At 73.2% G+C, this 24,384-nt stretch carries 19 protein-coding genes; 9 read left to right on the top strand and 10 right to left on the bottom strand.

Annotated elements, in window-relative coordinates; all coding sequences use genetic code 11:
- Positions 1-23: 23 nt before the first annotated feature.
- Positions 24-1,151, bottom strand: coding sequence for a hypothetical protein (locus tag ACPPVX_RS07295; protein WP_426574237.1), 1,128 nt, complete (start codon positions 1,149-1,151; stop codon positions 24-26).
- Complete coding sequence (locus ACPPVX_RS07290; protein ID WP_426574236.1) at positions 1,148-2,293, bottom strand: glycosyltransferase family 4 protein; 1,146 nt, start codon at positions 2,291-2,293, stop codon at positions 1,148-1,150. Before ACPPVX_RS07290 ends, ACPPVX_RS07295 begins: the two co-directional genes overlap by 4 nt.
- Positions 2,294-2,417: 124 nt before the next feature.
- Here ACPPVX_RS07290 and ACPPVX_RS07285 point away from each other — a divergent pair, with 124 nt between their 5' ends.
- Positions 2,418-4,310, top strand: coding sequence for a radical SAM protein (locus ACPPVX_RS07285; RefSeq protein WP_426574235.1), 1,893 nt, complete (start codon positions 2,418-2,420; stop codon positions 4,308-4,310).
- Here the strand turns inward: ACPPVX_RS07285 and ACPPVX_RS07280 are convergent.
- Entirely contained in the window at positions 4,299-5,474 is a 1,176-nt protein-coding gene (locus ACPPVX_RS07280) for a radical SAM protein (protein WP_426574234.1), read from the bottom strand. The genes ACPPVX_RS07285 and ACPPVX_RS07280 overlap by 12 nt on opposite strands.
- A gap of 130 nt (positions 5,475-5,604) precedes the next feature.
- On the opposite strand from ACPPVX_RS07280, the gene ACPPVX_RS07275 reads away from it, so the two are divergent.
- On the top strand, positions 5,605-7,500 hold the full coding sequence (locus ACPPVX_RS07275) for a radical SAM protein (RefSeq protein ID WP_426574233.1): 1,896 nt from the start codon (positions 5,605-5,607) through the stop codon (positions 7,498-7,500).
- A 42-nt stretch (positions 7,501-7,542) separates the two neighbouring features.
- On the opposite strand, the gene ACPPVX_RS07270 is transcribed toward ACPPVX_RS07275, so the two are convergent.
- On the bottom strand, positions 7,543-8,709 hold the full coding sequence (locus tag ACPPVX_RS07270) for an SPASM domain-containing protein (RefSeq protein ID WP_426574232.1): 1,167 nt from the start codon (positions 8,707-8,709) through the stop codon (positions 7,543-7,545).
- 141 nt (positions 8,710-8,850) lie between these two features.
- On the opposite strand from ACPPVX_RS07270, the gene asnB reads away from it, so the two are divergent.
- Both asnB and ACPPVX_RS07260 read left to right on the top strand, forming a co-directional pair.
- Positions 8,851-10,608: an asparagine synthase (glutamine-hydrolyzing) gene (gene asnB / locus ACPPVX_RS07265; protein ID WP_426574231.1), complete on the top strand. Its 1,758-nt coding sequence runs from the start codon at positions 8,851-8,853 to the stop codon at positions 10,606-10,608.
- Positions 10,605-12,797: a UbiA family prenyltransferase gene (locus ACPPVX_RS07260; RefSeq protein WP_426574230.1), complete on the top strand. Its 2,193-nt coding sequence runs from the start codon at positions 10,605-10,607 to the stop codon at positions 12,795-12,797. The genes asnB and ACPPVX_RS07260 overlap by 4 nt, the downstream gene beginning before the upstream one ends.
- 30 nt (positions 12,798-12,827) lie before the next feature.
- Here the strand turns inward: ACPPVX_RS07260 and ACPPVX_RS07255 are convergent, their stop codons facing one another.
- Positions 12,828-14,474 carry a radical SAM protein gene (locus ACPPVX_RS07255; protein ID WP_426574229.1) on the bottom strand — a complete coding sequence of 549 codons (1,647 nt, stop codon included), beginning with the start codon at positions 14,472-14,474 and terminating at the stop codon, positions 12,828-12,830.
- 78 nt (positions 14,475-14,552) lie between these two features.
- On the opposite strand from ACPPVX_RS07255, the gene ACPPVX_RS07250 reads away from it, so the two are divergent.
- Both ACPPVX_RS07250 and ACPPVX_RS07245 read left to right on the top strand, forming a co-directional pair.
- On the top strand, positions 14,553-15,422 hold the full coding sequence (locus tag ACPPVX_RS07250) for a class I SAM-dependent methyltransferase (RefSeq protein WP_426574228.1): 870 nt from the start codon (positions 14,553-14,555) through the stop codon (positions 15,420-15,422).
- Positions 15,419-16,435: a hypothetical protein gene (locus ACPPVX_RS07245; RefSeq protein WP_426574227.1), complete on the top strand. Its 1,017-nt coding sequence runs from the start codon at positions 15,419-15,421 to the stop codon at positions 16,433-16,435. Before ACPPVX_RS07250 ends, ACPPVX_RS07245 begins: the two co-directional genes overlap by 4 nt.
- A 2-nt stretch (positions 16,436-16,437) precedes the next feature.
- Here ACPPVX_RS07245 and ACPPVX_RS07240 read toward each other — a convergent pair whose 3' ends face one another.
- The 4 genes from ACPPVX_RS07240 to ACPPVX_RS07225 all read right to left on the bottom strand — a co-directional run bounded on the left by ACPPVX_RS07240 (position 16,438) and on the right by ACPPVX_RS07225 (position 20,378).
- Positions 16,438-17,301, bottom strand: a complete 864-nt coding sequence (locus tag ACPPVX_RS07240) for a phytanoyl-CoA dioxygenase family protein (RefSeq protein ID WP_426574226.1) — start codon at positions 17,299-17,301, stop codon at positions 16,438-16,440.
- Between the two features lie 106 nt (positions 17,302-17,407).
- Complete coding sequence (locus tag ACPPVX_RS07235) at positions 17,408-18,217, bottom strand: ABC transporter permease (RefSeq protein WP_426574225.1); 810 nt, start codon at positions 18,215-18,217, stop codon at positions 17,408-17,410.
- Positions 18,218-19,468: an ABC transporter ATP-binding protein gene (locus ACPPVX_RS07230; protein ID WP_426574224.1), complete on the bottom strand. Its 1,251-nt coding sequence runs from the start codon at positions 19,466-19,468 to the stop codon at positions 18,218-18,220. It lies immediately after the preceding gene.
- A 136-nt stretch (positions 19,469-19,604) separates the two neighbouring features.
- A complete protein-coding gene (locus tag ACPPVX_RS07225) occupies positions 19,605-20,378 on the bottom strand; it encodes a phytanoyl-CoA dioxygenase family protein (protein ID WP_426574223.1) in 774 nt (257 codons plus the stop codon).
- A 239-nt stretch (positions 20,379-20,617) separates the two neighbouring features.
- On the opposite strand from ACPPVX_RS07225, the gene ACPPVX_RS07220 reads away from it, so the two are divergent.
- Genes ACPPVX_RS07220 through ACPPVX_RS07210 form a run of 3 tightly spaced genes read left to right on the top strand, consistent with a single transcriptional unit; the run spans position 20,618 to position 23,186 of the window.
- Positions 20,618-21,445 carry a phytanoyl-CoA dioxygenase family protein gene (locus tag ACPPVX_RS07220; RefSeq protein WP_426574222.1) on the top strand — a complete coding sequence of 276 codons (828 nt, stop codon included), beginning with the start codon at positions 20,618-20,620 and terminating at the stop codon, positions 21,443-21,445.
- The gene (locus ACPPVX_RS07215) at positions 21,442-22,329 is read left to right on the top strand and encodes a phytanoyl-CoA dioxygenase family protein (RefSeq protein ID WP_426574221.1); all 888 of its coding nucleotides are present in this window, start codon (positions 21,442-21,444) and stop codon (positions 22,327-22,329) included. The genes ACPPVX_RS07220 and ACPPVX_RS07215 overlap by 4 nt, the downstream gene beginning before the upstream one ends.
- Positions 22,326-23,186: a phytanoyl-CoA dioxygenase family protein gene (locus ACPPVX_RS07210; protein ID WP_426574220.1), complete on the top strand. Its 861-nt coding sequence runs from the start codon at positions 22,326-22,328 to the stop codon at positions 23,184-23,186. The genes ACPPVX_RS07215 and ACPPVX_RS07210 overlap by 4 nt, the downstream gene beginning before the upstream one ends.
- Here ACPPVX_RS07210 and ACPPVX_RS07205 read toward each other — a convergent pair.
- Complete coding sequence (locus ACPPVX_RS07205; RefSeq protein WP_426574219.1) at positions 23,181-24,368, bottom strand: cytochrome P450; 1,188 nt, start codon at positions 24,366-24,368, stop codon at positions 23,181-23,183. The genes ACPPVX_RS07210 and ACPPVX_RS07205 overlap by 6 nt on opposite strands.
- Positions 24,369-24,384: the final 16 nt, after the last annotated feature.

Below are 24,384 nucleotides of genomic sequence, written 5' to 3'. Positions count from 1 at the left end.
CGCTGTCGCCGGCGGGCGGGTCGTCACGAGGGCGTGGTGTCGGCGTCGATCCCGAGCGTCTCGAACAGCGCCGCCAGGGTGCGGGCGAGCTGCACGCGGTCTTCGCGTCGCTGGGCCATCAACCTCCGGGGCAGCTCGAACTGGTCGTCGGCGAGGGCGCGGTCGACCGCCTGCGCCAGCGCTTCCACGGCGAACGGCGCGACCGCCGGGGCCCCGGGGCGGGCCCGACCGTCGGCGGGCCCGCGGCCTCGTCCGGCGGGCGTCGGGTCGTCGGGGGGACGGAAGCCCAGGACGGGCGCACCCACGGCGTTCGCCCGGTGGACGAGCGGCAGGTCGGTGCGGTGGTAGCCGGTGAGCACCAGCGCCCGGAAGGCCCGGCGGGCCACCTCGGCCGCGGTCACGATCGTGACCGCGGAGGCGGTGCCCAGGTGCCGGAGGTCGTGCTCGGCGAGCCAGCGGTCCTCGGCCCCGTCGGCCACCCACAGCACCTCGACGTCGGGATGGTGGCGCGCCAGGTGGGCGACCACCTCGATCGTGTGGTTGACCTCGTCCCACGCCCCTGGCGTGGGGAGCAGGACCACGGGCCACCGCTCGGGGCCGTCGCCCGGCCGGTCGATGACCTGGCCGGCACCAGGGTCGAGCAGGAGGGCCGGCGCGCTCGACCGGGCGCCGATGGCGGCTCGCTGCCCGTCGGTCGCCGTCAGCCAGACATCGGCGTCGCTGAGGGTCTCGAGATCGGCTGGGACCAGGTCGGACGGCAGCGCTCCCGCGGCGCCGAGTGCCGCGGCGAGGCGGGTCGGCCTCGCGGGGGCGTGGCGCACCAGCGCGGCCGCCCGAGGGTCCTGGACGATCCACGGCAGCGCGGCCCGCGCCCTCAGCGCCTGGCGGACGCGGACCCCCTTGAGCCCCGAAGCCAGGCGCCGGGCGCCCACGAGCTGGGCCACGGCCCCCAGGCCGCGGCGGCGGAACCGGTCGGCCACCGTGACCTGGCCGTACGCCCGGAGCGGAGCGAGCGGCCCCCCTTCGCCCACCAGCACGATGTCGGCCACCACGGCGTGGCGACCCAGCACATCGAGCAGATCGATCAGGCCGTCGCTGGCGACGTCGTAGGCCAGCACCACGACCTGGGCGTCTCGGCTGGGCCCGGTCACGCGGGACTCGCCAGGGTGGAGCGCAGCGAGGCGAGGAGCCGTGGGCCCGCCTGCTCGATCAACAGGTGCTGGCGTGCGAAGCGGCGGCCGGCGTCGCCCCACCGGGCCCGCTCGGCCTGGTCGCGCCCGGCCGCGGCCACCTGCGACGCCAGCGCCTCCACGTCGAGGGCGGGGGCCACGGTGCCGCAACCAGCCGCGCGCACCAGCTCGGCGGCGCCGCCGTTGTCGAAGGTCGCGATCGGGCACCCGGCGGCCGCGGCCTCCACGCACACCAGCGGGAACGCGTCCTCGCGGGCGCTCAAGACGAAGAGGTCGCTGGCCGCGATCCACGCCAGGGCATCGGGCTGGTGGGGGAGGAACCGGACCAGGTCGTCGAGGCCGGCCGCGGCGACGAGGCCTTCGAGCCCGCCGCGGTCAGCCCCACCGATCCAGACGAACTGCCACGGGACCTCCGGGGCGATCTCCCGCGCCCGTCGCGCGACGCGCACGAAGAGCTCCGGCGCCTTGCGCCAGTGGCGGACCCCCGAGCTGGTCACGATCACCTTGTCGGGCGGCAGCCCGAGCGCGGCGCGATCGGTGGTGCCGGGCAGCCGGGCCGGATCGACGAACCCCCACTGGCGCTCGACCAGGTCGGGGCGCACGTCGAAGCGCTCGAGGAAGGCCGAGCGCACCCCGTCGGACACGGCGACGAAGCGGGTGATGGCGGGGATCTGGTCCCGGGCGGCGGGGCCCAGGTGCAGGTCCAAGCCCACGCTCAGCTCGTGCAGGTGACCCAGGACCGGGCCGCGGGGGAGGGCGGCGACGGCGCGGAAGCTCCCCGCGCAGTGCACGTGGCTCAGGGCGATGGGACCCTGCCGGCCCAGCTCCCGCCGGAGGTCGCGGACCCGGCGCGCGGCCACGGCGCGGCCCGCCACGGAGCGGCTGGCGCGGTGCGGGATGCGGTGGTCGGCGTGGGTGACGGGGCCCAGCTCGCCGAACGAGGCGCTGATCGGCCCATCCCCGTCGAGGAACAGCGTCGAGAGCTGCCACGCCGGTTCCTCCTCGCGCAGCCAGCGCAGGAACTGCAGGGCGAACAGCGGTGGTCCGGTGAGCTCGGCGGCGTGGAGGACCGTGAGCAGGTGCGGCGCAGAAGGCGTGGTCATGGCCGGCGCGGGCGCGCGGACCGGGGCGATCGGCGGCCTCCGCGGCGAGGGCGGGGCCGGCGCGCTGGGGTCGGTGCGGGATCCACAGGGGGTATCATGGCGTGGTGACGAGGGGAGCGCCGAGTTGACGCGGCTGGGCGAGACCGCAGTTCGGCTGCTGCGCAAGCGGCCCGCAGAGGCGCTCCCGGCGGGGGTGTGCCGGGCCCCGTTCACGTCGATGTACCTCGATCAGCACGGCAGCGTCCGGGCGTGCTGCCAGAACACCGACCACCCCCTCGGCAACGTGACCGAGGCCCGCCTGCACGACATCTGGGCCGGCCACCAGGCCCGCACCCTGCGCGACGCCATGCTCGCCCACGACCTCGACCTGGGCTGCGGGTTCTGCAAGTGGCAGGTCGCGGAGGGCAACGACGCCCTGGTGTTCGCCCGCACGTTCGACCACCTCGAGGCGAGCTCCACCGAGCCGACGTGGCCGCAGCAGCTCGAGCTGTCGATGTCGAACGCCTGCAACCTCCAGTGCGTGATGTGCAACGGCGACTGGTCGTCGGCCATCCGGACGCACCGCGAGGGTCGACCCCCGCTGCCGCAGGTGTACGACGAGCAGTTCTTCGACGACCTGCGGCCGTTCCTCGAGCACGTCAAGGTGGTCAAGATCCTCGGCGGCGAGCCCTTCTTGGGCAAGGAGTCGCTGCGGGTCATGGAGATGCTCGTGGAGATGGGGTCCACCGCCGAGGTCCACGTGACCACGAACGGGACCCAGTGGAGCCCGCGCGTCGAGCGGATCCTCGAGAAGCTCCCGATGGTGATCATCGTGTCGCTCGATGGGGTCGAGAAGGCCGGCTACGAGTCGGTCCGCATCGGGGCCGACCTCGACGTCGTCCTGGAGAACATCGACCGGTTCCGCGGGTACGCGGCCACCCACGGCACCAGCGTCAACCTCGCGCACTGCCTGATGACCTCGAACTGGCGGCAGTTCCCCGACTTCCTGCGCTACGCCGAGCGCCAGGGGCTGCGGGCCTACGTCAACACCGTCACCTACCCCACCTCGCTGAGCCTCTTCCACCTGGCGCCCACCCGCCTGCGAGAGATCATCGACACGTACGAGGCCGCCGATGCCGAGCTGGTCCCCGTGCTCGCGCTGAACCGGAACCTCTGGAACGACCAGCTCGACCGCCTCCGCCACCGCCTGGCGGGGCTCGAGGACGGCAAGGGCGTCGACTACTACCTGGGCGTCATGGGCTTCCCGTTGGTGGCGCTCGACGTCGCCCCCGGCCTCGACGCCGCCCGGCAGGGCGCGCTCGACGTCGGCGGCGCGCCCCCCACCCACCTCGCGATCGACCTCGACCACCGGGTCGGCTCGGTGGTCGACGGGCCGGGCGAGGTCCTCGGCGTCGCCCTCGAGGGTCTGCACGGCCGTGACATCGAGGACCTGCTGGCGGTGCTCGGCGAGGCGCACGGTGCGCCCTCGGTGTCCGCCCCCATCGCGGATCACCCCGATGTCCGGCGCTGGCGCCTCACGTTCGGTGATGAGACCGTCCCGGGCGTCGAGGTCTTCCTCGCTCCGGTCCGCGACGACGAGGGCGTGATCCAGGCGTTCCAGGCCCACCTCGCGGTCCAACCCGTCGAGGCCCGGGTGGAGCCGTCGGAGCGCATCGACCACCTCGAGTCGTCGTTCCACGTCGGCCGGAGCATCGTGCACCGCATCGTCATCGGCACCGACGGCCGCGTCGCCGAGGTCGAGGCCGCCGGCACGGAGCTGGGATCGGTCCTGGCGGCCACGGTCGGGGATCGGGCCGATGACCTGCTCGGGACCCTGGGTGCCGCGCTCGGCGAGCTCGTCGAGATGGTCGATCGCACGGCCGAGGCCGACGGGGCCATGGCCTACGACGTGCGGTTCCGGGCCGACGGCCGCGACACGGAGCTCGAGGCCCTCGTCCTCCCCACCCCCACGGCCGGGCTCGGCCCCGCCGGCTCGCTCGTGCTGGTGAGCGAGCGGGAGCCGTCGTCAGCGGGTTGAGCGCAAGGTGACCGGCGTGCTCGTGGGCGAGGAGCCCCGGGTGCTGGCCTCGTCCCGCCACGTGGCGATCTGGTGGACCAGCTGGCGGTAGATGCCGTCGTTGCGCTCCGCGATGAAGGTGACCGGATCGGGGAGATCGGCCGCTTCCAGCGTGCTCACGATGTGGTCGAGGTCGGCCTTGGGGAGCGAGTGGAGGGCCAGCTCCTGGGGGGAGCGGATGGTGTTGAACCAGACGGGCAGGTCTCGCTCGTCGCACCAGCGGATGAACTCGGGCATCTCGTCCCAGTTCTCGCGCATGGGATTGACCATGATGCAGAGCGTGCGGTCGTTGGCCCGGCAGTACTCGTGGATCTCCGCGACGTTGGCCATGAGCTTGGCGAAGTCGGCGTGGACGCGGATGCCCTCGTACCGCTCGGCCTGGAGCGAGTCGATGGAGATGTTGAAGTGCAGGGTGCAGGTCTCCATGAGCTGCCGGACCTTGCGGTTGAGCACGGTGCCGTTGGTGGCGATGGTGACCCGCAGGTCCGGGCGGTGCTCGGCCACCCGCTCGCCCAGCAGGTGGACCAGGGGCTGGAGGAGCGGCTCCCCACCGTTGATCCGCAGCTCGTGGAGGTGGGGGAGCAGCTCGGTGACCTGGTCGACGAACGTCTCGTCGTAGGGCACGTCGAGCGGCTCGAGGCCCTCCCGGTTCTTGCGGATGCGAGAGGAGAGGAGCCCGTTGCACATGACGCACTCGAGGTTGCACAGGTTCGACAGCTCGAGCTCGAGCATGGTGGGCCAGGCGCCGATGGGCCGGTCGTTGTCGTACGCCGCGGCCAGCGGCTCGTTGCCGGTGCGCATGTCGTGCTCGCACTCGGAGCACCGGCCGATGAAGCGCTGCTCGGCCAGGGCGGTGCGTACCTTCGTGAGCTCGGGACCGTTCCAGATGTCGGCGATCGAGCGCTCCGGGCTCCACTTGGGCGGGCGCCAGGGGTAGTAGAGCCAGCACGGCGCCGCCGTGCCATCGGCCTGGAAGTACAGGTTGGTCGAGGGTGCGTTGCAGATCGACTCGCGGTGGGGCGTGTGGCGCTGCTGCCGGTACGCCTCGATCTCCGGGTCGCCGCCAGGGCCGGCAGCGCGCACCACGGGGCGGCGGAGCCGGTGGATCCAGCGTGATCGGGCCACGGCGACTCCCTCTCTGTACCCGGCGACGAGCACCCACTATGGCACGCGCCCGAGACGGCACCCCGGTGGTCCGCGACGGCCGTCGGGTAGCGTGAGCGCGTACGACGCCGTCGCACGACGAGGGGAGACGATGGCCGTTCGCTGGAGGCGCCGTGACCTCGACGTGAAGCCCGATCCGAGCGCGGCTGGTGCCGGCGCCGAGCCCTGGGCTCCCTGTCGGGCGCCCTCGGTCTCGATGCGGTTCTCGCCCACCGGCGAGGTCCGGGTGTGCTGCGCCAACGACAAGATCTCGCTCGGTCGCGTCGGTGAGGTGCCCCTGCGGGAGATCTGGGAGGGCCGGATCATCAGCGACCTCGGCGCCGCGCTGGACCAGGGCGAGTACCCCCACGGCTGCGACGACTGCGCCCCGGGCACCGTGGCCGACCGCGCCAGCACCCCCGCCGACAACTTCGACCGCTTCCCTCGGCAGCCGCGGTCGGGATGGCCGCAGCGCCTCGAGTTCGCCTTGTCGAACCGGTGCAACCTCCAGTGCGTGATGTGCAACGGCGAGCTGTCGTCGTCCATCCGGATCCAGCGCGAGGGCCGGGCACCCCTGCCGTCGGCGTACGGCGACGAGTTCTACGAGGAGGTGCGGCCGTTCCTGGTGCACCTGCGGGAAGCGGAGTTCATCGGCGGCGAGCCGTTCCTCGAGCCGGGAGCCCGGCGCATCTGGGACCTCTTCTTGGAGCTGGGGGTTCGGCCGAACATCCACGTCACCACCAACGGCACCATCCTCACGGCCCACGTGGAGCGCTACGTCCGTGAGCTGGCCATGGGGATCGCCGTGTCGATCGACGCGGCGAGCCGGGAGCTGTTCGAGGCGATCCGGGTCGGCGCCTCGTTCGACACGGTCATCGCCAACCGCGACCGGCTGCGGGCCATCACCCGGGAGACCGGCGCCGGGTTCGCCATCAACTTCTGCCTGATGACGAACAACTGGCACGAGCTGGCCGACATGGTGGTCGAAGCCGATCGGCTCGACGCCCTGCTGCAGGCGCTCCCGGTCCTGTGGCCGTCGCCGTTCAGCCTGTTCTGCCTCCCCGATGAGGAGCTCCGCGTCATCGTCGCGCAGCTCGATGCCGTCGACGCCGAGCGGCGAGGGTCGTTCGGTCGCAACCGGGGTGTCTGGGACCAGTCCCTCGCCCTCCTGCGCGACCACCTCCGGCGCGCCGACCTCGGAACGGTCCCGGTGAACCTGCGCAACCGGCAGGTCATCCGCCCCTGGGTGGTCCGGCCCGATGAGGTGATCGCCGACCTCGCCGAGCGCGCCGGTCACCCGCCGGTCGTGGTCGAGGGCGAAGGCGTCGACGTGGACTCGGTCGGCACCGGGCTGGAGCGCTGGCTCGGTCCGCCGCTGGCGGTCGCCAAGGCCGAGGACGGGTCGTGGCAGGGAACGTTCGACCTGGTGGCCGGCCGGGTGACCATCTGGGTGGCGGCGCTGCCTCCGGCGTCGGACGACCAGGCCGACGGTGACCAGACCGACGGTGACGAGGCGGTCGATGACCCGTCGGCGCGTCCGGGCCGGGTGGCGGTCGCGCCCGACTGCGACCCCCTTCGGCTGCTGCCGGTCGATCCGCAGGCGCTGGTGGAGCCGCTCGAGCGCTCGTGGTCCGTCGAGCAGCACGAGCGCCTGGTGCAGCACCTCGCGGAGGGGCTGGCCGCGTCGACCGGCCGGGAGCCGCTGCGCCTGGAGCTCACCGAGGGCCGCATCGATCGCGCCGATGCGCCGGCCTGGCTCGACCTCGATGAGGCCGCGGTCACGGGCACCCGATCCGTCGAGCTCGTCCTGCCCGGGTGCACCGGTCCGGCGACGGGGGCTTCGTTCCGCCACCACGCGCCGCTGGTGGCGGAGGGCGAGATCGAGCTGCCGACCGGAGCGGGGACGGTGGTGGCCCACGCCTACGTGGTGCGCCGCCCGGGCACCTCGTCGGCGACCACGCTGCTGGCGCCGGACCGCGATCTGCGCCTGGCCCCGGCGCCGGGCTGACCCGAGATCCGCCGGTTCAGCCGGCGGGCCCGGCCCCGGCCGTCACGGTTGCTCGAGCAGGTCGCCCAGGTTGGACCGCAGCTCCAGCTGCCCGGCTCCGCTCGGGGGCGTGGCGCGGATGGCTTCGAGGGCGTGCAGCTGGGAGCGCAGCGAGGCCAGCTGCGCCGCGGGCAGGCGGTCCAGGTCGATGGCGGCCCAATCGGCATCGGAGTGCGCCGACCACCGGCGGACGCGCTTGAACTCCACGAACATCGGGCGGTGCGGGGCCCGGGAGGCCAGTTCGCAGGCCAGCTCGTAGAAGGCGAGCACCTCGTCGACGTTGGCCTGCGACACGGTCATGTTCACCCCGAGCTGCCCGAGGTTGGGGATCGTGCTGATGAACTCGAGGTTCTCCATCAGCTGGTCCCACCGGGCGGGGCGCCGGACCACCTCGTAGGTGGCGGCGGTGGCGGCGTCGATGGAGATGTCGGCGGCGACGTCGAGGCGGTGCAGGCCGGGCATGCGCGCCCACATGCTCGGGGTCCACATGATCGCGTTGGTGTACAGGTAGACGCGGCGCAGCTTCGGGTGCGATTCCGGGGTCAGGCCGATCAGGAAGTTGCGGAGGAACTTGCTGGCGAAGGGGTCGCCCGTCCCGGTCATCGAGATGGTGTCGGCCCCCACGAGGACCTGGTCCTCGACCACCTGGTGGAGCCGCCCCATCTCCACGGCCTGCGGCCCCGAGACCATCCTGATCTCCTGGCGGCAGGTGGGGCAGGCGAGGTTGCAGCTCGAGTCGTAGTTCATGCTGACGTTGGACGGCCCCTCGTCCATGACGGTGCTCCCGGCGCGGGCGGCAGGGGGCAGGTCGAGGCGGTCGAGCTCGTCGAGGGGGGCCACGTGCGGATCGGCGGCGCCGCCGGCTGCGCCCTGGAGGTGGGGGCACCAGTGCTCGTCGCAGAACCGCGGGTCGCCGTCGAGCATCGACTGGCGCAGCGCGCGGGCGGGGGCGCCGTTCCACACCTCGTCGAAGCTCTGGCGGTGGAGGTTGCCCATGGGGAACTGGACCCAGTCGGGGCAGCAGTTGGGGTACACGTCGCCGGCCTCGTCGATGCTGATCTCGGTGAACGGCAGCCGGCAGAGCAGCCCAGGTGCGCCGGAGGCCGGCGCGAGATCGGCGGCGCCGCTCGGTGCGGGCCGGTTGCCGCGGCGGCGGATGTGGACCCTCATCCTCCCGACCCCCATCGTTCGATCCCCTAGGCGCGGCGCGGGCAGCACCGGCGCGCCCATCATGCCGCGTGGGCGCCGGGGAGGCGGTCGCCCTCGGCGAGGGGGGTGAGGACGACTGGTACCCTCGGCGGCGGAGGACGCATGTGTGGCATCGCCGGAATCGTCGGGCCTGGTGCCCCCCAGCATCGTGAGCTCGTCGCCGAGATGCTGCGCTCCCTCGACCACCGAGGCCCCGATGACCGGCGGATGGAGGTCACGGCCGAGGCCGTCATCGGTGCCACGCGCCTCGCGGTGATCGACCCCGACCACGGCCAGCAGCCCTTGGTCGATGAGGCGGGGGTGATCGTGGCCGGCAACGGCGAGATCTACGGCTACCGCCAGGTGCGCACCCGCCTCTCGCTCCCGCCGACGGGCGGCAGCGACCTGAACGTCGTGGCGCCCCTGTGGCACCGCCACGGCTCCGACCTCCTCCCGCACCTCCCGGGGACCTTCGCGCTGGCGGTGTTCGACCCGGCGGGATCGCGGCTGCTGCTCGGGCGCGACCCCTTCGGCGAGCGGCCGCTCTACTGGGCGGAGATGGCGGGCGGCTGCCTGGCGTTCGCTTCCGAGCCCGGAGCGCTCCTCGATGCGGGGATCGTCGCTCGCGAGGTGGATCGGTCCGTGCTGGCCGAGGTGGTGCGCACCGGGTACGTGGCGCCGGGCTCGTGCATCTGGCAGGGCATGCAGTCGCTGCGGCCCGGGCACCAGCTCATCGTCGACCTCCGGCGGGGCACCCGCGCGGTGGAGCGCTGGTGGTCGGCGCCCCCGGTCGACCCGTCCATCGAGCTGCCCGATGCCATCGGCTGGTTCCGCCACGCGCTCGACCGCGCCGTGGTCGAGCAGCTCGATGCCGACGTGCCCCTCGGCGTGTTCCTGTCCGGGGGCCTCGACTCCGCCACCATCGCCGGCCTGGCCGCCGGCCACCGGCCGGGACTGGTCGCGCTGGCCTGCGATGTCCCCGACGCCAGCGAGGTGGGGTGGGCCACCCGCACCGCCCAGCGCCACGGGCTCGACCTGCGGGTGTGCCCGATCGACGAGTCGAGCCTGGTCGACGACCTGCTCGACTCGGCTCGAGCGTGGGGTGAGCCCATCGGTGACTCGTCCGCGCTGCTGACGTGGATCCTGGCCCGGTTCACCAAGGAGCACGTGACCGTGGTGCTCAGCGGTGACGGGGCGGACGAGCTGCTCGGGGGCTACGTCGGCTGGGCCCGCGATGCCCTCGGCGCCGAGGCGGTGCTGGGGAGCGCGCACCATCGGCCGCGGTGGTGGCGGCGTCCCTCCGATCCTGCGGCGGTTACCCGGGCCTATCGGCGGTACCGGGACTACGCGTCGCCGGCCGACCTGCACGCGCTGGGCCTGCCGGCCGGCGAGGACCACGATCTCGATGAGGTCCACCACACCGGCACGGTCGAGGACATCTGCCGCTTCGACCTCGATCGGTACCTGCCCGGCGACATCTTGGTGAAGACCGACCGGGCCTCGATGGCCCACGGGCTGGAGGTCCGGGCGCCGTTCCTGGCCCGCCCCGTGGCCGAGGGCTGCCTGGCCCTGCCTGCCGCGTGCAAGGTCGACGACCGGCGGGAGAAGGTGCTCCTTCGCGACTCGTTCGAGCACCTCTGGCCGACCGGGTTGAGCGACCGTCCCAAGCAGGGGTTCGGGGCGCCGACCGACCGTTGGCTGCGGCTGCCCGCGGTGGCGGGGCTGGCCGACGAGCTGGTGCGGGATCCGGCCGGTCCGCTCGCCGGCCTCCTCGAGGTCGACGCCGCGTCGCGGCTGCTCGATGCGGGGGGCCAGGCGGCGTGGACCGTCTTCGCCGTGGCCCGCTGGTGGGCGCACCACCGCTCGCCCGTCGCCGCATGAACCTCCGGGCCTCGGTGCGCTTCGAGCGCTGGTGGAGCCCCAAGCTGGCGCAGCTGGTCGGCCTGGCGGCGGTGGCGACCACGGCGTCGGGCGGCGTCGACCACAGCGCGCTCACCCTCGGGCTCCTCCTGGTCTCCGCGGTCGGGATCGCCGCGTTCGGCCATGTGGTCAACGACGTCACCGACCGCCGGGCGGATGCAGCGGCGGGCAAGCCCAACCCCACCTCGTCGTGGAGCGCCGGGCCCACCGCGGGGCTCCTCGCGGCCACCTTCGTCCTCGGGATCGCTCCCTGGCTGGTGATCGACGCCCGCCCGGTGGCCCGTTGGCTCCTGGCGGTGGAGGTCCTGCTGCTGCTCGCGTACTCGGTGCCCCCGGTGCGGCTGAAGGTCCGGGGCCTGGCCGGCGCGGTGGCCGACGCCGCCTACGCCTACGCGGTCCCGTTCGCATGGGTCACCGTGGTGTTCGCGCCCGCCGAGGCCACCGGGCCCGTCCTCGCGCTGGTGGTGGCGTGGGCCCTGCTGCTCGGGTTGCGGGGGATCCTCTGGCACCAGATCGAGGACCTCGACGCCGATCGGGTCGCCGGCGCGCGCACGGCGGTGGTGCGGATGGGACCGGCCAGGGCGGAGCGCCTCGTCGCCGGTCCCCTGCTGGTGCTGGAGCTGGCGGCGGCCGTCGTGCTGGTGGTCGTCACCACCCGCGGCGGGGTGGGGTGGCTCGGCCCGTTCGTGGCGGCCTACGCCGCGTGGCGCCTGTTCGAGGTCCGCTACCTGTGGCGCCCTCCGCTGGCCCCGCGGCGCGGCGGCCCGATCGATCGCGTCCGCTTGGCCTACGTGCTCGACAACGAGCTCATCGAGCGCTGGCTGCCGCTCGTCGCGTCGGTCGCGGTGGCGTGGCACGAACCGTGGTGGTGGCTGGTGGCGCTGCTGGTCGCGCTGGGCTTCCAGCAGGGCCTCCGCGACCTGCTGATCGACCTCCGGTACGCGCCCGACGGCCTGGCGCGAGCAGGGATCGACGGGGTGGTGCTCGTGCGGTCGTGGCGCGCCGCCGTCCGCCGCCGGCGGCGAGCGGCGAAGGGGCCTCGGGCCCTCGATCCCGCGGTGCGCGACCGGCGCCGCTTCGCGTTCGTCGTGTGCGGCGCCGAGGAGCACCTCGCCACGCTCGAGCTGGCCCTCCGCCGCCTCCGTCCGCTGACCACCCTGGAGATCTGGGTGGTCACCGATGGGGCGCGCAACGCCCGGCCGATCGACGCGTCCCTCGCCACGGGGGTCATCGACGTCGCCACCCCGCCGCACCTCGATCACCACCAGGCCAGCATCTGGCTCAAGACCAGCCTGCCCGAGCGCGTGCCCGAGGGGGAGTGGTGCTACCTCGACACCGACGTGCTGGCCATCGCTCCGGGGGTCGAAGCGGTGTTCGATGCCCGGGTCGGTCCGGTGGCCTTCGCCTCCGACCTCACCTATCCGGGTCAGGTGGTCGACTGCTTCAGCCCCCACGCCATGACCTGCGGCTGCCTCGGCCTCACCGAGTGGTGCTCGCACCTGCGCGAGGCCCTGCACGAGCGGTTCGACCTCGACGTCCCCGGTGACTGGCTGCACTGGAACGGCGGGGTGTTCGTGTTCGGTCCGGAGGGGCGCGAGTTCATGGCCACGTGGCACCGCTGGGCGGTCGAATCGTTCTCGTGGCCCGAGTGGCGCACCCGCGACCAGGGCACCCTGATCGCCACCGCCTGGCACCTCGGCGAGCAGCACGCTGCCCGCCTGCCCACCGCCTTCAACTTCATCGCCGACCTCGACAACGGCGAGCTCCGCTTCGACCTCGACCGCGGGTGGGCCCACGATCGCGTCGGGCCGTGGGTGGCGCCGCGGCTGCTGCACCTCTACACGAGCCCGCTGGAGGACCCGCGCTGGCGGCTGAACCGCGACATCGAGCGGCCCTTGCTGCGCATCGAGCCCCTTCGGCGCCACCAGGAGCGCAAGGCGGAGCTGGTCCGGCGCCGCGCCCAGCTGGCCTCGCTGGGCTCGCGGTTCTACTGGACGTTCATAGACTGGCCCCGCGGGCACCTGCTCAACCCGGCGTACTGGGCGGTGCGCACCCGCATCGAGATCGTGGTCCACAAGGTGCGCAAGACGTTCCGGCGGCTGCGGCCGAGTCGGGTGCGGGCCCGGCTCCGGGGTCCAGGGCGGACGTGAGCGCGGCTCCCGCGAGGCTCGTGCGGTCGGTCAGGCGGCGCTGTCGCCCGCGGTGACGGGGTCGGGCCACGACACCGAGAACCGGCCCCCGACCAGGTCGCCGTCGCCGCTGCGGATCGCCTCGGCGACCAGGTGGCCGGCGACGGGGGTGGCGCTCGAAGGGAGCTCGACGGCGAACGTGTCGTCGGCCTCGGGGCTGATCCGAGGGGGTGCCGCCCAGGTGGCCGCCAGCCCGTGGAGCCGCTCGAGCGCGTCGATGAACGATTCGAAGGGCTGGTCTGCCAGCGCGGCCGGGTCGACGGGGATCTCGTCGGCCGCGTGCACCACCTGGACCTGGCCATCGGTCCCGACCTCGATGACGAGCGAGCGGGGCCCGGCTCGACCGGTCGGACCGGGGCTGCTGGCACCGGGGCCGGTGGGCTCGGCGAGGCCCTCCTCCGGGAACGGGAGCCACGGCCAGCGGCTCGGCGAGGCGGCGGGCACGTGGCTGGGCGCCGCCGGGTCCATGGAGGGCGCCGCCGGCAGGATGTGCAGGAACGAGATGGCGCCCGCGATGTCGACGGGGGCATCGACGGCGCCCGCCTCTTCGAGCTCGACCTCGCCCAGGCGGATGCGCAGCGCTTCGCGATGGCGGTCCCACTCGACGAGCCGGCTGCCCGTGAGGTGCACCTCGGTGGCGTCGAGCTGCCCGACGACCTCCCGGAGCTCGGACGCGGGGAGCCGGTAGAGGCTGTGGTCGAGCGGGAAGCGCACGACGTTGACCGTGACGTCGATGGCCCGCTCCTCGGCGAGCGTGAGGAGCGCCGAGAACTCCCACCAGTTGGTGGCCATGAGGCAGTGGGCGATGGTCACCCGGTCGGGGCCGAGCTGGTCGAGGTAGTGATCGAGGCTGGCGATCACCTGCTCGAAGCGGGCGCCTCGGCGGATCGCGTCGAACGTCGAGCTCGACGCCCCGTCGATCGAGACGACGATGTGCGGGCGCAGCGCCACGATGAGCTCATCGGTGCGCCGGGTGCGGATGGTGCCGTTCGTGGTGATGGTGATGGCCGGGGGATCCGACCGCTCGGCGAGCATGCTCATCACGCGGAGGGGCTCGCGGCCGAGGAAGGGCTCGCCTCCGAGGAACGTCGCCTCCTCGAGGTGGGGGAGGAACTCGGCGAGCTGCTCGAAGAACGCCTCTCCGTACACGGCCGGCATGGGGGGCCGGCCCTCGCGCCGGCGGATGGTCGACGAGAAGTTGCCCTCGCACATGGTGCACGCCAGGTTGCACGTGTTGGTGAGGGAGAACTCCATGCGGCGCGGCCAGCGAGGCCGTCGCTCGGGTGGCTGCCACCGGTCGAAGTTCTCGGCGAACACGAGCTCGTCGCCGGACCGCAGCTGCCAGGCGCAGAACCCGCACCCCTGCGAGTGGTCGTCGGCCTCGAGGGCGGACCGGATCGCCTCGGCGGCGGCGCTGTCCCAGATCTCCCGGAGGGTCTGGGTGCGGACGTCGCCGAGGGTGGCGCCCTTGGCCAGGCAGCACGCGCGGACCGTGCCGAACTGGTCGAGGTACATGGACGCGTGCGGCGCGTAGCACGCTGACCAGGGAGCGTCGGGGCCCGAGGCGGCCCGTCGGGTGCGGCGGAACACCACGGGGGTGGAGCGCCCCGATCCGTGGGCTTGGTCGGACGCGTCCACGGCGCCCAGCGTACCGGCCGGGGTTCGTCTCGGGCCGTCTCGAGGCGCCGGTAGGTTGGCGGGGTGCAGGGGGATCGGGTGAGCCAGGCCGACCGCGGCGGCGGGGAGGACGCGGCCGGGCGCGCCGCCGCGCCGCGCTACATCGATGCCCTCATCGACGACTTCCGCGCGGGCGGGGCGGGCCGCTTCAACCACCTGGGGCACTGGGACGACCCGATCCACGGTCCCGCCTCGATCGACCGGTCGGCCGCCCAGCGGCGCATGGCCGACCTGGTGGTCGAGCTGGCGGGCGTCGAGGCGGGGACGACGGTCGTCGACGTCGGTTCGGGCTTCGGGGGCACGCTGGTGGCGGTGGACGAGGCGTTCGACCGGATGCAGCTGGTGGGCGTCGACATCGACCTCCGCCAGCTCCGCGAGTGCCGGGCCCTGCGGCCGCGGTCAGGGACCTCGATGCACTGGATCCAGGCCGATGGCGGCGAGCTCCCGCTGGCCGCGGGCACCGTGGACCACCTGGTGTCGATCGAGGCCCTGTGGCACTTCCCCTCCCGTGCTCGCTTCTTCGCCGAGGCGGCGCGGGTGCTGCGGCCAGGAGGCCGGCTGGGGCTGGTCGACGTGATCATCCTGCCGACGGCGGGCCAGGAGCTGGGCACCACCGACGAGGAGCTGCGCCACGAGCTCGAGCCGGCGTTCGGGCCGTGGCCGTCGCCGTTCTGCACGGCCGACGACCTCGTCGACCTGGCCGCCGCGGCGGGGCTCGACTGCACAGCGATCATCGACGCGACCGCGAACACGGCGCCGACCTACCTGGACCACGGTGATGCCGCGCAGCGCCCTGGCGCCTCGGCGTTCAGCGCCTCGCCGGCGGTGGCCCGGTTCGTCGACCTCCACCGGCGCGGGTTGATCCAGGTGATCTATGCCGCCCTCGGCCGGCCGGAGGCCGCAGCATGACCTCGTCAACGCCCACCACCGCCCTCGATCGGGCCCTGGACTGGCTGGTGGCCGCCCAGCACCCCTCCGGGGAGCTCCCCTCCTATGCGAGCCCCACCACGGGCGGTCCCCTCGCGTGGGAGCCCGACCAGCTCAACTTCATCACCGCCCTCTGCGCCGAGGTCATCGACGGCATCGACGACCCTCGGGCCGAGGGCCTGGTCGACCGCGCCGTCGACTTCCTCCGGGCGGAGCGGGAGCCGGCCGACCTGTGGCGGTACTGGGCCCGGGCGAACGAGCGGTCTCCCTTCACCCCGCCCGATGCCGATGACACGGCGTGCTGCTCGCTCGCCGTGGCCTGCCGCGGCGATCGGACCGACGGGAACGTCGCCGTCCTGGCCGCCACCGCCTGTGCCGATGGCCGGTTCCACACCTGGCTGATCCCCCATGAGCGCCGGCTCCCGCTGGCGGTCCGATGGCGGCTCCGCGACGAGCGGCGGTCGGCCACGCAGGCCCTGCGCGCGGAGCTCTGGGCCAACACCGAGGCCGAGGCCGGTGACGTCGACGCCGTGGTCAACGCCAACGTGTGCCGCTACCTGGGCCCGGCCGCGCCCAGCGGCGCGGTGGACTGGGTGGTGTCCGTGGTGGAGGCCGGGTGGGACACGGCGGACAAGTGGCACCGCACCCCGTACACCCTGTGGGCGGCGGTGGCCGACGGGGCTCGCCGCGGCGTGGCGCCCTTCGCTGGCCTCGGCCCGCTCATCCTCGACCGCATCGCCGGGGCCGTCGACGCCGACGGCACCGTGGGCCGCTCCCTCGATGCGGCGCTCGCCCTCCTCGCGGTGCAGCGGTTCGACGGGCCCCCGGACCTCCGGCGGGTGCTCGCCGACGGGCTCGTCCGGGCCCAGGACGACGACGGGTGCTGGGCGCGCGACATCTTCTACTACGGCGGCCCCGACGAGGTGTTCGGCTGGGCGTCAGAGGCCCTCACCACCGCGTTCGCGGCCGCGGGACTGGCCGCCGAGGCCCGGTGAGGTCAGGCGTGGGTGCGGGGCCGTCGAGCGAAGCGTGACCGCGACGACCGCATCAGCGAGACGAACTCGTCCATCGTCAGCTGGGGCTCGGTGTAGGGAGGGATCACCTCGAACGGCTCACCGGGCGGGCGCTCGCCGATGCTGAACGACGTGTAGAACTCGTCGTCGACCCAGAACGACTCGACCCGGCCGTCGTCGGGGGCCCGGTAGTAGTGGACCGACGGAACCTCGGCGGGGAGCGCGTTGATGTAGGCGGCCACCCGCGTGGTGCCCGAGGTGTTCTGCGGCGTGGTGTGCAGCACGCGGCCGTCCATCACCAGCACGTCGCCGACCCGCACGTCGAGGGTCACCATGTGCTGCTCGGAGATCTGCTCGCCGATGTGCTCGTAGGGAGCAGGGAACCCGGGGCTGCCCCGGTGGCGCTGGAGGAACCGGTGGCTCCCGGGGACGGCGCGGAACCGGCCCTCGGCGTCGGTGACGGAGGTGAGCGGCAACCAGCAGGTGATGCCTGCGGTGCGGTCGGTCTCCTCCATCGTGTTCCAGTCCTGGTGGATCGGCACCACGCTCGCCCCGGTGGGCTCCTTGACCATGAAGGCGGCGATCAACGAGCGGTGGTCGAACAGGAGCCGATCGAGGCCGGGCCAGAGGATGGCGGACAGCTCGGCGTCGACCTTCGCCTTGTAGGCGGCATCGGTGCTGTGGATGCTGGCGTAGTAGCCCTCGGTGATGCCCGACGGGTTCGAGTCGAACACCTGGCGGGCCGCGGCGATCTCGTCGGGCGTCGCGACCGGAGCGATCACGTACCCGTCGCGCTGGAAGCGGCGGTCCAGCGCCTTGTCCCGGAGGGTCGGCCGATGTGCGCCCACTGCTGCTCCCCTGTCGAGCTGTCGATCTCACAGCCTGGTTGGCCCACCCCGCAGGCTACCGGCGCCCCCGATCGTGCCCAAGCCGGGGTGGCCCCGCCGGCCCGGCTCAGCCCAGGTCGACGATCCGGTGGCCGACCGACTGCAGGTGGGCGATGGCCAACCCGAGCAGCGCCACCGAGCAGGCCATCTGCAGCAGGAGGATGGGCCAGCTCGGCCAGTGGCCCAGCAGCACGGTGTCCCGGAGGGCCTGGATGTACACCGAGATCGGGTTCGCCGAGTTGAGCCACTGCAGTCCCTCGGGGAGCTGTTCGGGCTGGTAGGAGATCGGGCTGGCGAAGAACAGGGCCGTGACGCCGAAGCTGACCACGAACTGCAGGTCTCGCACGAACACCTGCACCGTGGACACCACGATGCACGCGCCGGCCGCGAGGGCGAGGACCCCCGCGAGGATGAACGGGACGGCCAGCAGGGTGTAGGTGGGCGTGATGCCCTGCAGCGCACCCACGACCACGAGCGATGGCACGGTCACCACCAGCTCGAGCGCCACCCCGAGGGAGAGCGAGAGGGGGATCACGTAGCGGGGGAAGGCCGAGTGGGCGATCACGTCGTAGTTGTCCGTGAAGCACGTGTTCTGGCTGAGGCAGTTCGACACGATGCGGAACACGATCATCCCGCCCAGGAGGTAGCTGAGGTAGGGGATGTCCCCACCGGACTGGTCGAAGATGACCCCGAAGATGAACGCGTAGACGGCGACGACGGCGAACGGCTGGATCACCGCCCAGAGCGCGGCCAGCGCGCTGCGCCGGTACCGGGCGTCGAAGTCGCGGCGGGTCCAGCTCAGGATGAGGGCGCCCGTGCGCATGCCGGTGGCACGGGTGGTGCGGCGCGGCGGCGGGGCGGGTGACGTGGCCTGCACCTAGTGGTCGCGTCCTGCGGTGGCCTCGGAGGTCGCGTCGTCGGCCGCGGCCGGGGCGACCTGCCACTCGGCGTCGAACTGCAGGCCGGGGCGGCTGGTGACGTCTCCGAGCACGGAGAAGGGCACCGTGACCTTGGCGAGGGAGGTGAGGTACTCCTGGGCGAAGTCCTCCCGCTCGTGGTGCGTGATGACCGCGATCCGGAGGTGGTAGCGGCCGGGAGCCACCGGGAAGTGGGGGATGGTGCCGGTCACGGCCCAGGAGCCGGGGGTGGTCAGCAGGTGGCTCGGGCCCTGCTCGGGCTCGGCGAAGGCGGCGCGCCCGATCGAGTACACCGACATGACGATGATGGCGTCGGTCGGCTCCTCGACGTCGAGGTTGAAGCGGAACGTCAGCGAGTCGCCGGGCTGGATGTCGGGCGGGACCAGCTCGAGGTCGCGGATCTCCACGCCTGAGTGGAGGATGGGCTCGGCCACCAGGTCGGCGTAGATCTGGTCTTCGGGCACCGGGCCGCCCTCGCCGATGGTGGTCGCGCCGGTGTACTGGCTGATGACCGTCACCGGGTCGCCCGACGCCACGACGTGGCCGTGGTCGATGAGGAGCAGCCGGTCGCAGAGCTGGCTGATCAACCAGTTGCTGTGCGACACGGCCACCACGGCCGATCCGCGCCGGTGCAGCTCGCGGATGCGGGCCAGGCTGCGGCGCTGGTACGCCCAGTCGCCGACCGACAGGACCTCGTCGAGCAGGATCAGGTCGGCATCGAACGCGGTGACGAGCGAGAACCCGAGCCGCGCCCGCATCCCGGTGGAGTAGCGCTTGAGCGGGGTGTCCATGAACTCCTCGAGCTCGGCGAACCGCACGATGTCGTCGTAGCGATCATCGATGTCGGCGGCGCTGTGGCCCAGCAGCCGGCCGGCGAAGCGCAGGTTCTCGGCCCCGTTGAGCTCTGGGTTGAAGCCGACGCCCAGCTCGATGATCGGGGCCACGCTGTCGGACACCGACACCGTGCCCGAGGTGGGCTCGACCACCCCGGCGAGGATCTTGAGCGCCGTGGACTTGCCGGCCCCGTTCGCCCCGATCAGCCCGACGGCCTCGCCGGGCTCGATCTTGAGCGTGAAATCGGTCAGCGCGCTGAAGGGCTCGCCGGGCCGGTGGTCGCCGCGGGGGCCGGGGATCAGCGCCCGCCAGTTCGAGCGCTCGGAACCGAGCCGATAGGTCTTCGTCACGTGCTCGAGGTCGGCGACGAGAGCCATGCAGCGCGTCCTTCCGGTGAGTCGGTGGCCAGGGTGGAGCGCGACGGCCGTGACGTCGTCCCACTGGAACCGTGACGATACACGCGGGCCCCTTGCGCTCTGGGGGCCGTGCGGGGCGCTCCGTGCCCGTCGCTGCTCAGGTTCGGCGTCGGCGCGCCCGCCCCCTCCAGCGGCGCCGGCCGGGCTCCGTGGGAGCGGTTCCGGCCGGGATCGACGGGTACGTGGCGACCACGTGGTCGACATCGAGCTGGTCGAGCTTCTCGTCCAGGAAGAAGTGGCGGTCGATCCCGACGGTGACGGGCCCGTCGTCGGTGGCGATCGTGTACCTCGGGGCCGCGGCGACGGGGACGAGCAGGCCGGCGACCACGGTGCGAGGGTGCGGGCCCGTGTTCGGCCCGGAGCCGTGGACGAGCGCGTGGTCGTACACGATCGCCTCGCCGGCGGCCAGGGGGATCGACACCGTGCGCTCGGCGAGGGCGCCGTCGTAGTCGGGGGCGAGGTTGTCCTCGGCCTGGTGGACGCGCACGAGGGGTCGGGCGCGGTGGCTGCCCGGAGCGAGGGTGAGCGCCCCGGTGTCGGGGCCGACGGGCTCGATGGCGCACCAGACGCCATAGGAGCGGTGCACCCGTTCGTCGACGAACGACGGGTCGCGGTGCGAGATGACCGCCCCGGCGGATCCCGGCCACTTGGTGATGTTCGTCCACCCGAGGCTCACGTACTCGAGGAACTCGCGGCGGGTCGGCTCCTCCAGGATCTCCGTGAGCGAGCTGGACATGGCGGCCTTGTAGCTCGCATCGGTGGACCAGGTGTCGTTGAACAGGCCGCTCCCGGGGTCGCCGGGGGCGATCCCGTGGCGCTCCTGGACGGTGCGCACCCGACGGACCTGGTCGGCATCCAGGAACGGGAGCACGACGAACCCCTCGTCGTCGAGCGCCTGCTGCCGGTCGGGATCGCCGAACAGGGGCGGCGGCTCGGACTGGCCGCGGCTGGTGGGGTGCGATGAGCGGGCGATGGCCCGAGGCTACCGGCGGGTCGCCGGTGGGCCGATGCTGCCCGCAGGCGGGAGTGCGCGTCGGGGGCTCCCGGCGACCATCATGGTGGTGACGCCATGGACACCCACGCTCCACCAGCCCTTCGACGGCGCGCCCGATGACCGCCCGGCCCCGGTTCCGCGCCGGCGCGCTCGATGCGCGGCTCGAGCGCGACGGCTACGTGGTCGTGCCCGGTGCTGCCCGCCGGTCGCTCCGCTCGTTCCGTCGGGTGCACCGGCGGGTGGTCGGCGAGGTCCCCCCGGGGTTCGACTCCACGCTGTACTCGGGTGACGAGCAGCTCAAGCGGTCGGTGCACGCCGAGCTGCTCGCGGTGTTCGCCCCGCTGCTCGACGAGCTGCTCGAGGGCCACCGCCCGCTCCTGACCAACTTCGTCACCAAGGGCCGCGATCCAGGCGGGAGCATGGCCCCGCACCAGGACTGGACGTTCGTCGACGAGCCGGCGCACGCATCGATCAACGTGTGGGTGCCGCTCACCAGGGTCGACCACCGCAACGGCGCCATGTCGGTGCTGCCGAAGGGGCACCGCATGGACCTGACGATCCGGGGGACCGAGACCCCGAACCCCTTCGAGGCCATCGAGGCCGAGGCGGCCGCCCGGATGGTCGAGCTGCCCATGGAGGCCGGCGACGTGCTCGTCCACGACCACCGCCTGCTCCACTCGTCACCGCCGAACCTGCGGCGCCGGCCGCGCGTGGTGGCGGGCTGTGCGGTCGTCGGCGACCGATCCGAGCTGCTCCACTACCGCCAGGCGGGGCCGGGCCGGGTGGAGCGGTTCACGCTCGACGCCGCGTTCTACACGGAGCACACGTTCGGCGCCGCCGACCTGCCCCCCAGCGCCACGCGGGTCGCCGAGGTGGACTTCGCGCAGCCACGGTTCGAGGTCGCCGACCTGCCGGGCATCACGAGCCGGGAGGCCGCCTCGTGATCCTCGCGCCACCATCATCGAGCGCGATCCGGTCCGTCGGCTTCCGCGATCCCGCCCTCGCCGACCGCTTCGCGATCGACGGCTTCCTCTGCGTGCCGTTCCTGGGCGCCGCGGCGGTCGACGAGCTGCGGCGGCTGTGGGACGAGGTGGGCCGAGACGATCTCACCGGCATCTACTCGAACGTCCACGACCTCGACGTCGAGGCCAACCGGCGCGTCGATCGGATCATCACCGGAGCGTTCTCGGGTCCGGCGCAGGCCCTGTTCCAGGGGGCGCGGCTCGGCGGATCCAGCTTCCTGGTCAAGGGCGTAGGACCGGACAGCGCGTCCACCCCCCACCAGGACTGGAACAACGTCGATGAGCACCAGGCCATCTCCTTGTCGATCTGGTGTCCGCTGGTCGACGTCGATGCCCACAACGGCGCGCTCGTCGTGGTGCCCGGATCGCACCGGCTGCGCCCCTCCATCCGGTCGCTCGACACGCCCTCGCTCTACCTCGACTTCGACCCAGACCTCGACCAGCACCTGGTGGAGGTCCCGGCGCGGGCGGGCGACGCGGTGATCTACGCCCACAACCTCTTCCACGGATCGAAGCCCAACCGCTCGGACCGCATCCGGGTCTCCGCGGTCTCCGGCGTGCTGCCGGCCGATGCCCCGAGCATCCACCACCGGGCCGTCCCGGGGGCGCCGGCGGGCACCTTCGAGGTCCTCGAGGTCGAGCGCGACTTCTACTTCGGCGGGATCGCCGCCATGAAGGACGGGGTGCTCCCCCCGACGGCGCGGCCCACGGGCACCGTCCTCGTCCCGGATCACGAGCTGCGACCCGACGAGGTGGTGGCCGCAGCCGTCGAGTGGGCCCGAACCACGAACGCAGGACCGACATGAGCCTCCTCGCCCGCACCTTCGTCGACGACGACCTCGAGGCCGAGCTCGTCGACCGGGGTTGGGTGGTGGTCCCCCTCCTGTCGCCGAGCGAGGTCGAGGGGCTCCGGTCGTTCTACGAAGACCGGTCAGCGACCGGCGACCACAACCCCGAAGGCGCCTACGACCCGACCTACGCCGAGTTCAGCGTGGTGCACAGCCGGCCCGAGTTCCGGGCCGAGGCGTACGAGCGCATCGTCGAGACCGTCGCGGCCCGGGCCGCTCCGCTGCTCCACTCGTTCCGGCCGCTCGTGGCCAACTTCGTCAACAAGCCGCCTCGCACCGGCGTCGTCCCGACGCACCAGAACTGGTACGTCGTCGACGAGGCCCGGTTCCGATCGGTGTCGGTGTGGGTGGCGCTCGTCGACTGCACCGTGAGCAACGGCACGCTGCAGCTGCTGGCCGGGAGCCACCAGGTCTTCCGGGAGCCTCGGGGCATGTGGGCGTACGAGGCGTTCGCCGATGTCGATCACCTGGTGCGGCCCGAGCTCGAGTGCGTCGAGGTCCGCGCCGGTGAGGCCGTGATCCTCGACGACGCGGTCGTCCACTACTCGGCCCCCAACGAGACCGATGCCGATCGCCTCGCGATCCAGCTGATCATGGTCCCCGAGGCCGCGACGCCCCTGTTCTGCCGCCGGGCCCAGATCGACGGGGACCGCCAGCAGGTCGAGGTGTGGGCGGTCGAGGAGCGGTTCTTCTGGGACTTCTGGCACGGCGACGGCGACGAGCGCTACGGCCGGGTCATCGAGCGCATCGAGCTCCCGGCGGGTCGGCTCGGGGCCGAGGAGTTCACCGACCGGTTCTTGCGCCGGTCGTCATGACCGGCGCCGGAAGGCCAGCCAGAGCTCGTCGCCGGCGGTGACCGTGGCGGCGTCGGGCCGGGGGTGCTCGGGCGCTGCGGGCCCGAGGTCGGTCAGGTGCCGGTGCAGCTCCTCGATCGCGACGCGGAGCTGGAGGCGGGCCAGGTGGGCGCCGATGCAGCGGTGGGCGCCGGCCCCGAAGCTGAGGTGGGCGCGCTCGGCTCGCCCTGGGTCGAACCGGTCCGGGTCGGCGAACACGGTGGGATCGTGGTTCGCGGCGTGGATGGACAGGGTGACGCGGCCGTCGGGTGACCCGTCGGGGGTCGCGGCGGGCGGAGCCGTGGGGAGGCGCTGGAGCGCGGTGATGGCCGAGCCCCAGCGGAGCACCTCCTCGATGGTGCGGCGCATGGCGGCCGGATCGGTCGCCACCCGCTCGTGCAGGGCGGGGTCGTCGGCGAGCAGTGCGGTGAAGGTGGCCAGGGCTCCGGCGACGGGATCGATGCCCGCGAGCAGGAGCAGGTAGCAGGTGTCGACGATGTCGTCGTCGGTGAGGAGCCCGAGCTCGGTGCCGGCGCCGTGGAGCGTCCGGATCAGGTCGGGGCCGATCTGGCCGCGGCGCTCGGCGACGATCGGATCGAAGTAGGCGTAGATCTCGGCGGCGACCGCACCGCGGGCCGGCGCGGCGACGTCCGGGCCGAGGATCCCGTCGTGGAACCGCCGGATCCGTTCGCCCTCCCGGAGGGGCAGGTCGAGGAGGTCGAGGAGGGCCAGCACCGGGATCTGGCGGCAGAAGGCGCCGTTGAGCTCGACGACCCCATCGGTCGGGAACGAGCCGATCAGGTCGGTCGCGCGACGGCGCAGGGTGGCCTCGCGGTCGGCGACGGCGGCCGGGGCGAAGACCGGGTCGAGCACCGAGCGCACGGTGACGTGGCGGTCACCGTCGACCTGCAGCGGGAGGAGCGGTCGGCGCTGGCCGAGGTCGAGGGCATCGCCCGACGCCGTGAGGCCATCGGAGTCGCGCAGCGCGGCCCGGACCTCGGCGTAGGTGCGCCGGACGTCGGGGGTGGCGGCTCCCGCTGGCGGCTCCGGCGGCTCCGGCGGCTCCGGCGGCCCTGGCGGTTCCGGGTCGGTGGCCGGTGGCCGGGTCGTGCCGGGGGGCGGGCGGAGGGCTCCGCGGTCGCCCTTCGATCGTCGTCGCAGCACGCTCGGGACCCTATCG

It is taken from the genome of Aquihabitans sp. McL0605 (genome assembly GCF_049993875.1).
GTDB lineage: Bacteria > Actinomycetota > Acidimicrobiia > Acidimicrobiales > Iamiaceae > Aquihabitans.
This window is presented reverse-complemented; position numbering and strand designations above follow the sequence as displayed.

Coding starts and splice junctions, on each gene's coding strand:
- ACPPVX_RS07290 (WP_426574236.1), bottom strand. CDS start 2,293: ATGACCACGCCTTCTGCGCCGCACCTGCTCACGGTCCTCCACGCCGCC.
- ACPPVX_RS07275 (WP_426574233.1), top strand. CDS start 5,605: ATGGCCGTTCGCTGGAGGCGCCGTGACCTCGACGTGAAGCCCGATCCG.
- ACPPVX_RS07270 (WP_426574232.1), bottom strand. CDS start 8,709: ATGAGGGTCCACATCCGCCGCCGCGGCAACCGGCCCGCACCGAGCGGC.
- asnB (WP_426574231.1), top strand. CDS start 8,851: ATGTGTGGCATCGCCGGAATCGTCGGGCCTGGTGCCCCCCAGCATCGT.
- ACPPVX_RS07260 (WP_426574230.1), top strand. CDS start 10,605: ATGAACCTCCGGGCCTCGGTGCGCTTCGAGCGCTGGTGGAGCCCCAAG.
- ACPPVX_RS07245 (WP_426574227.1), top strand. CDS start 15,419: ATGACCTCGTCAACGCCCACCACCGCCCTCGATCGGGCCCTGGACTGG.
- ACPPVX_RS07230 (WP_426574224.1), bottom strand. CDS start 19,468: ATGGCTCTCGTCGCCGACCTCGAGCACGTGACGAAGACCTATCGGCTC.
- ACPPVX_RS07220 (WP_426574222.1), top strand. CDS start 20,618: ATGACCGCCCGGCCCCGGTTCCGCGCCGGCGCGCTCGATGCGCGGCTC.
- ACPPVX_RS07210 (WP_426574220.1), top strand. CDS start 22,326: ATGAGCCTCCTCGCCCGCACCTTCGTCGACGACGACCTCGAGGCCGAG.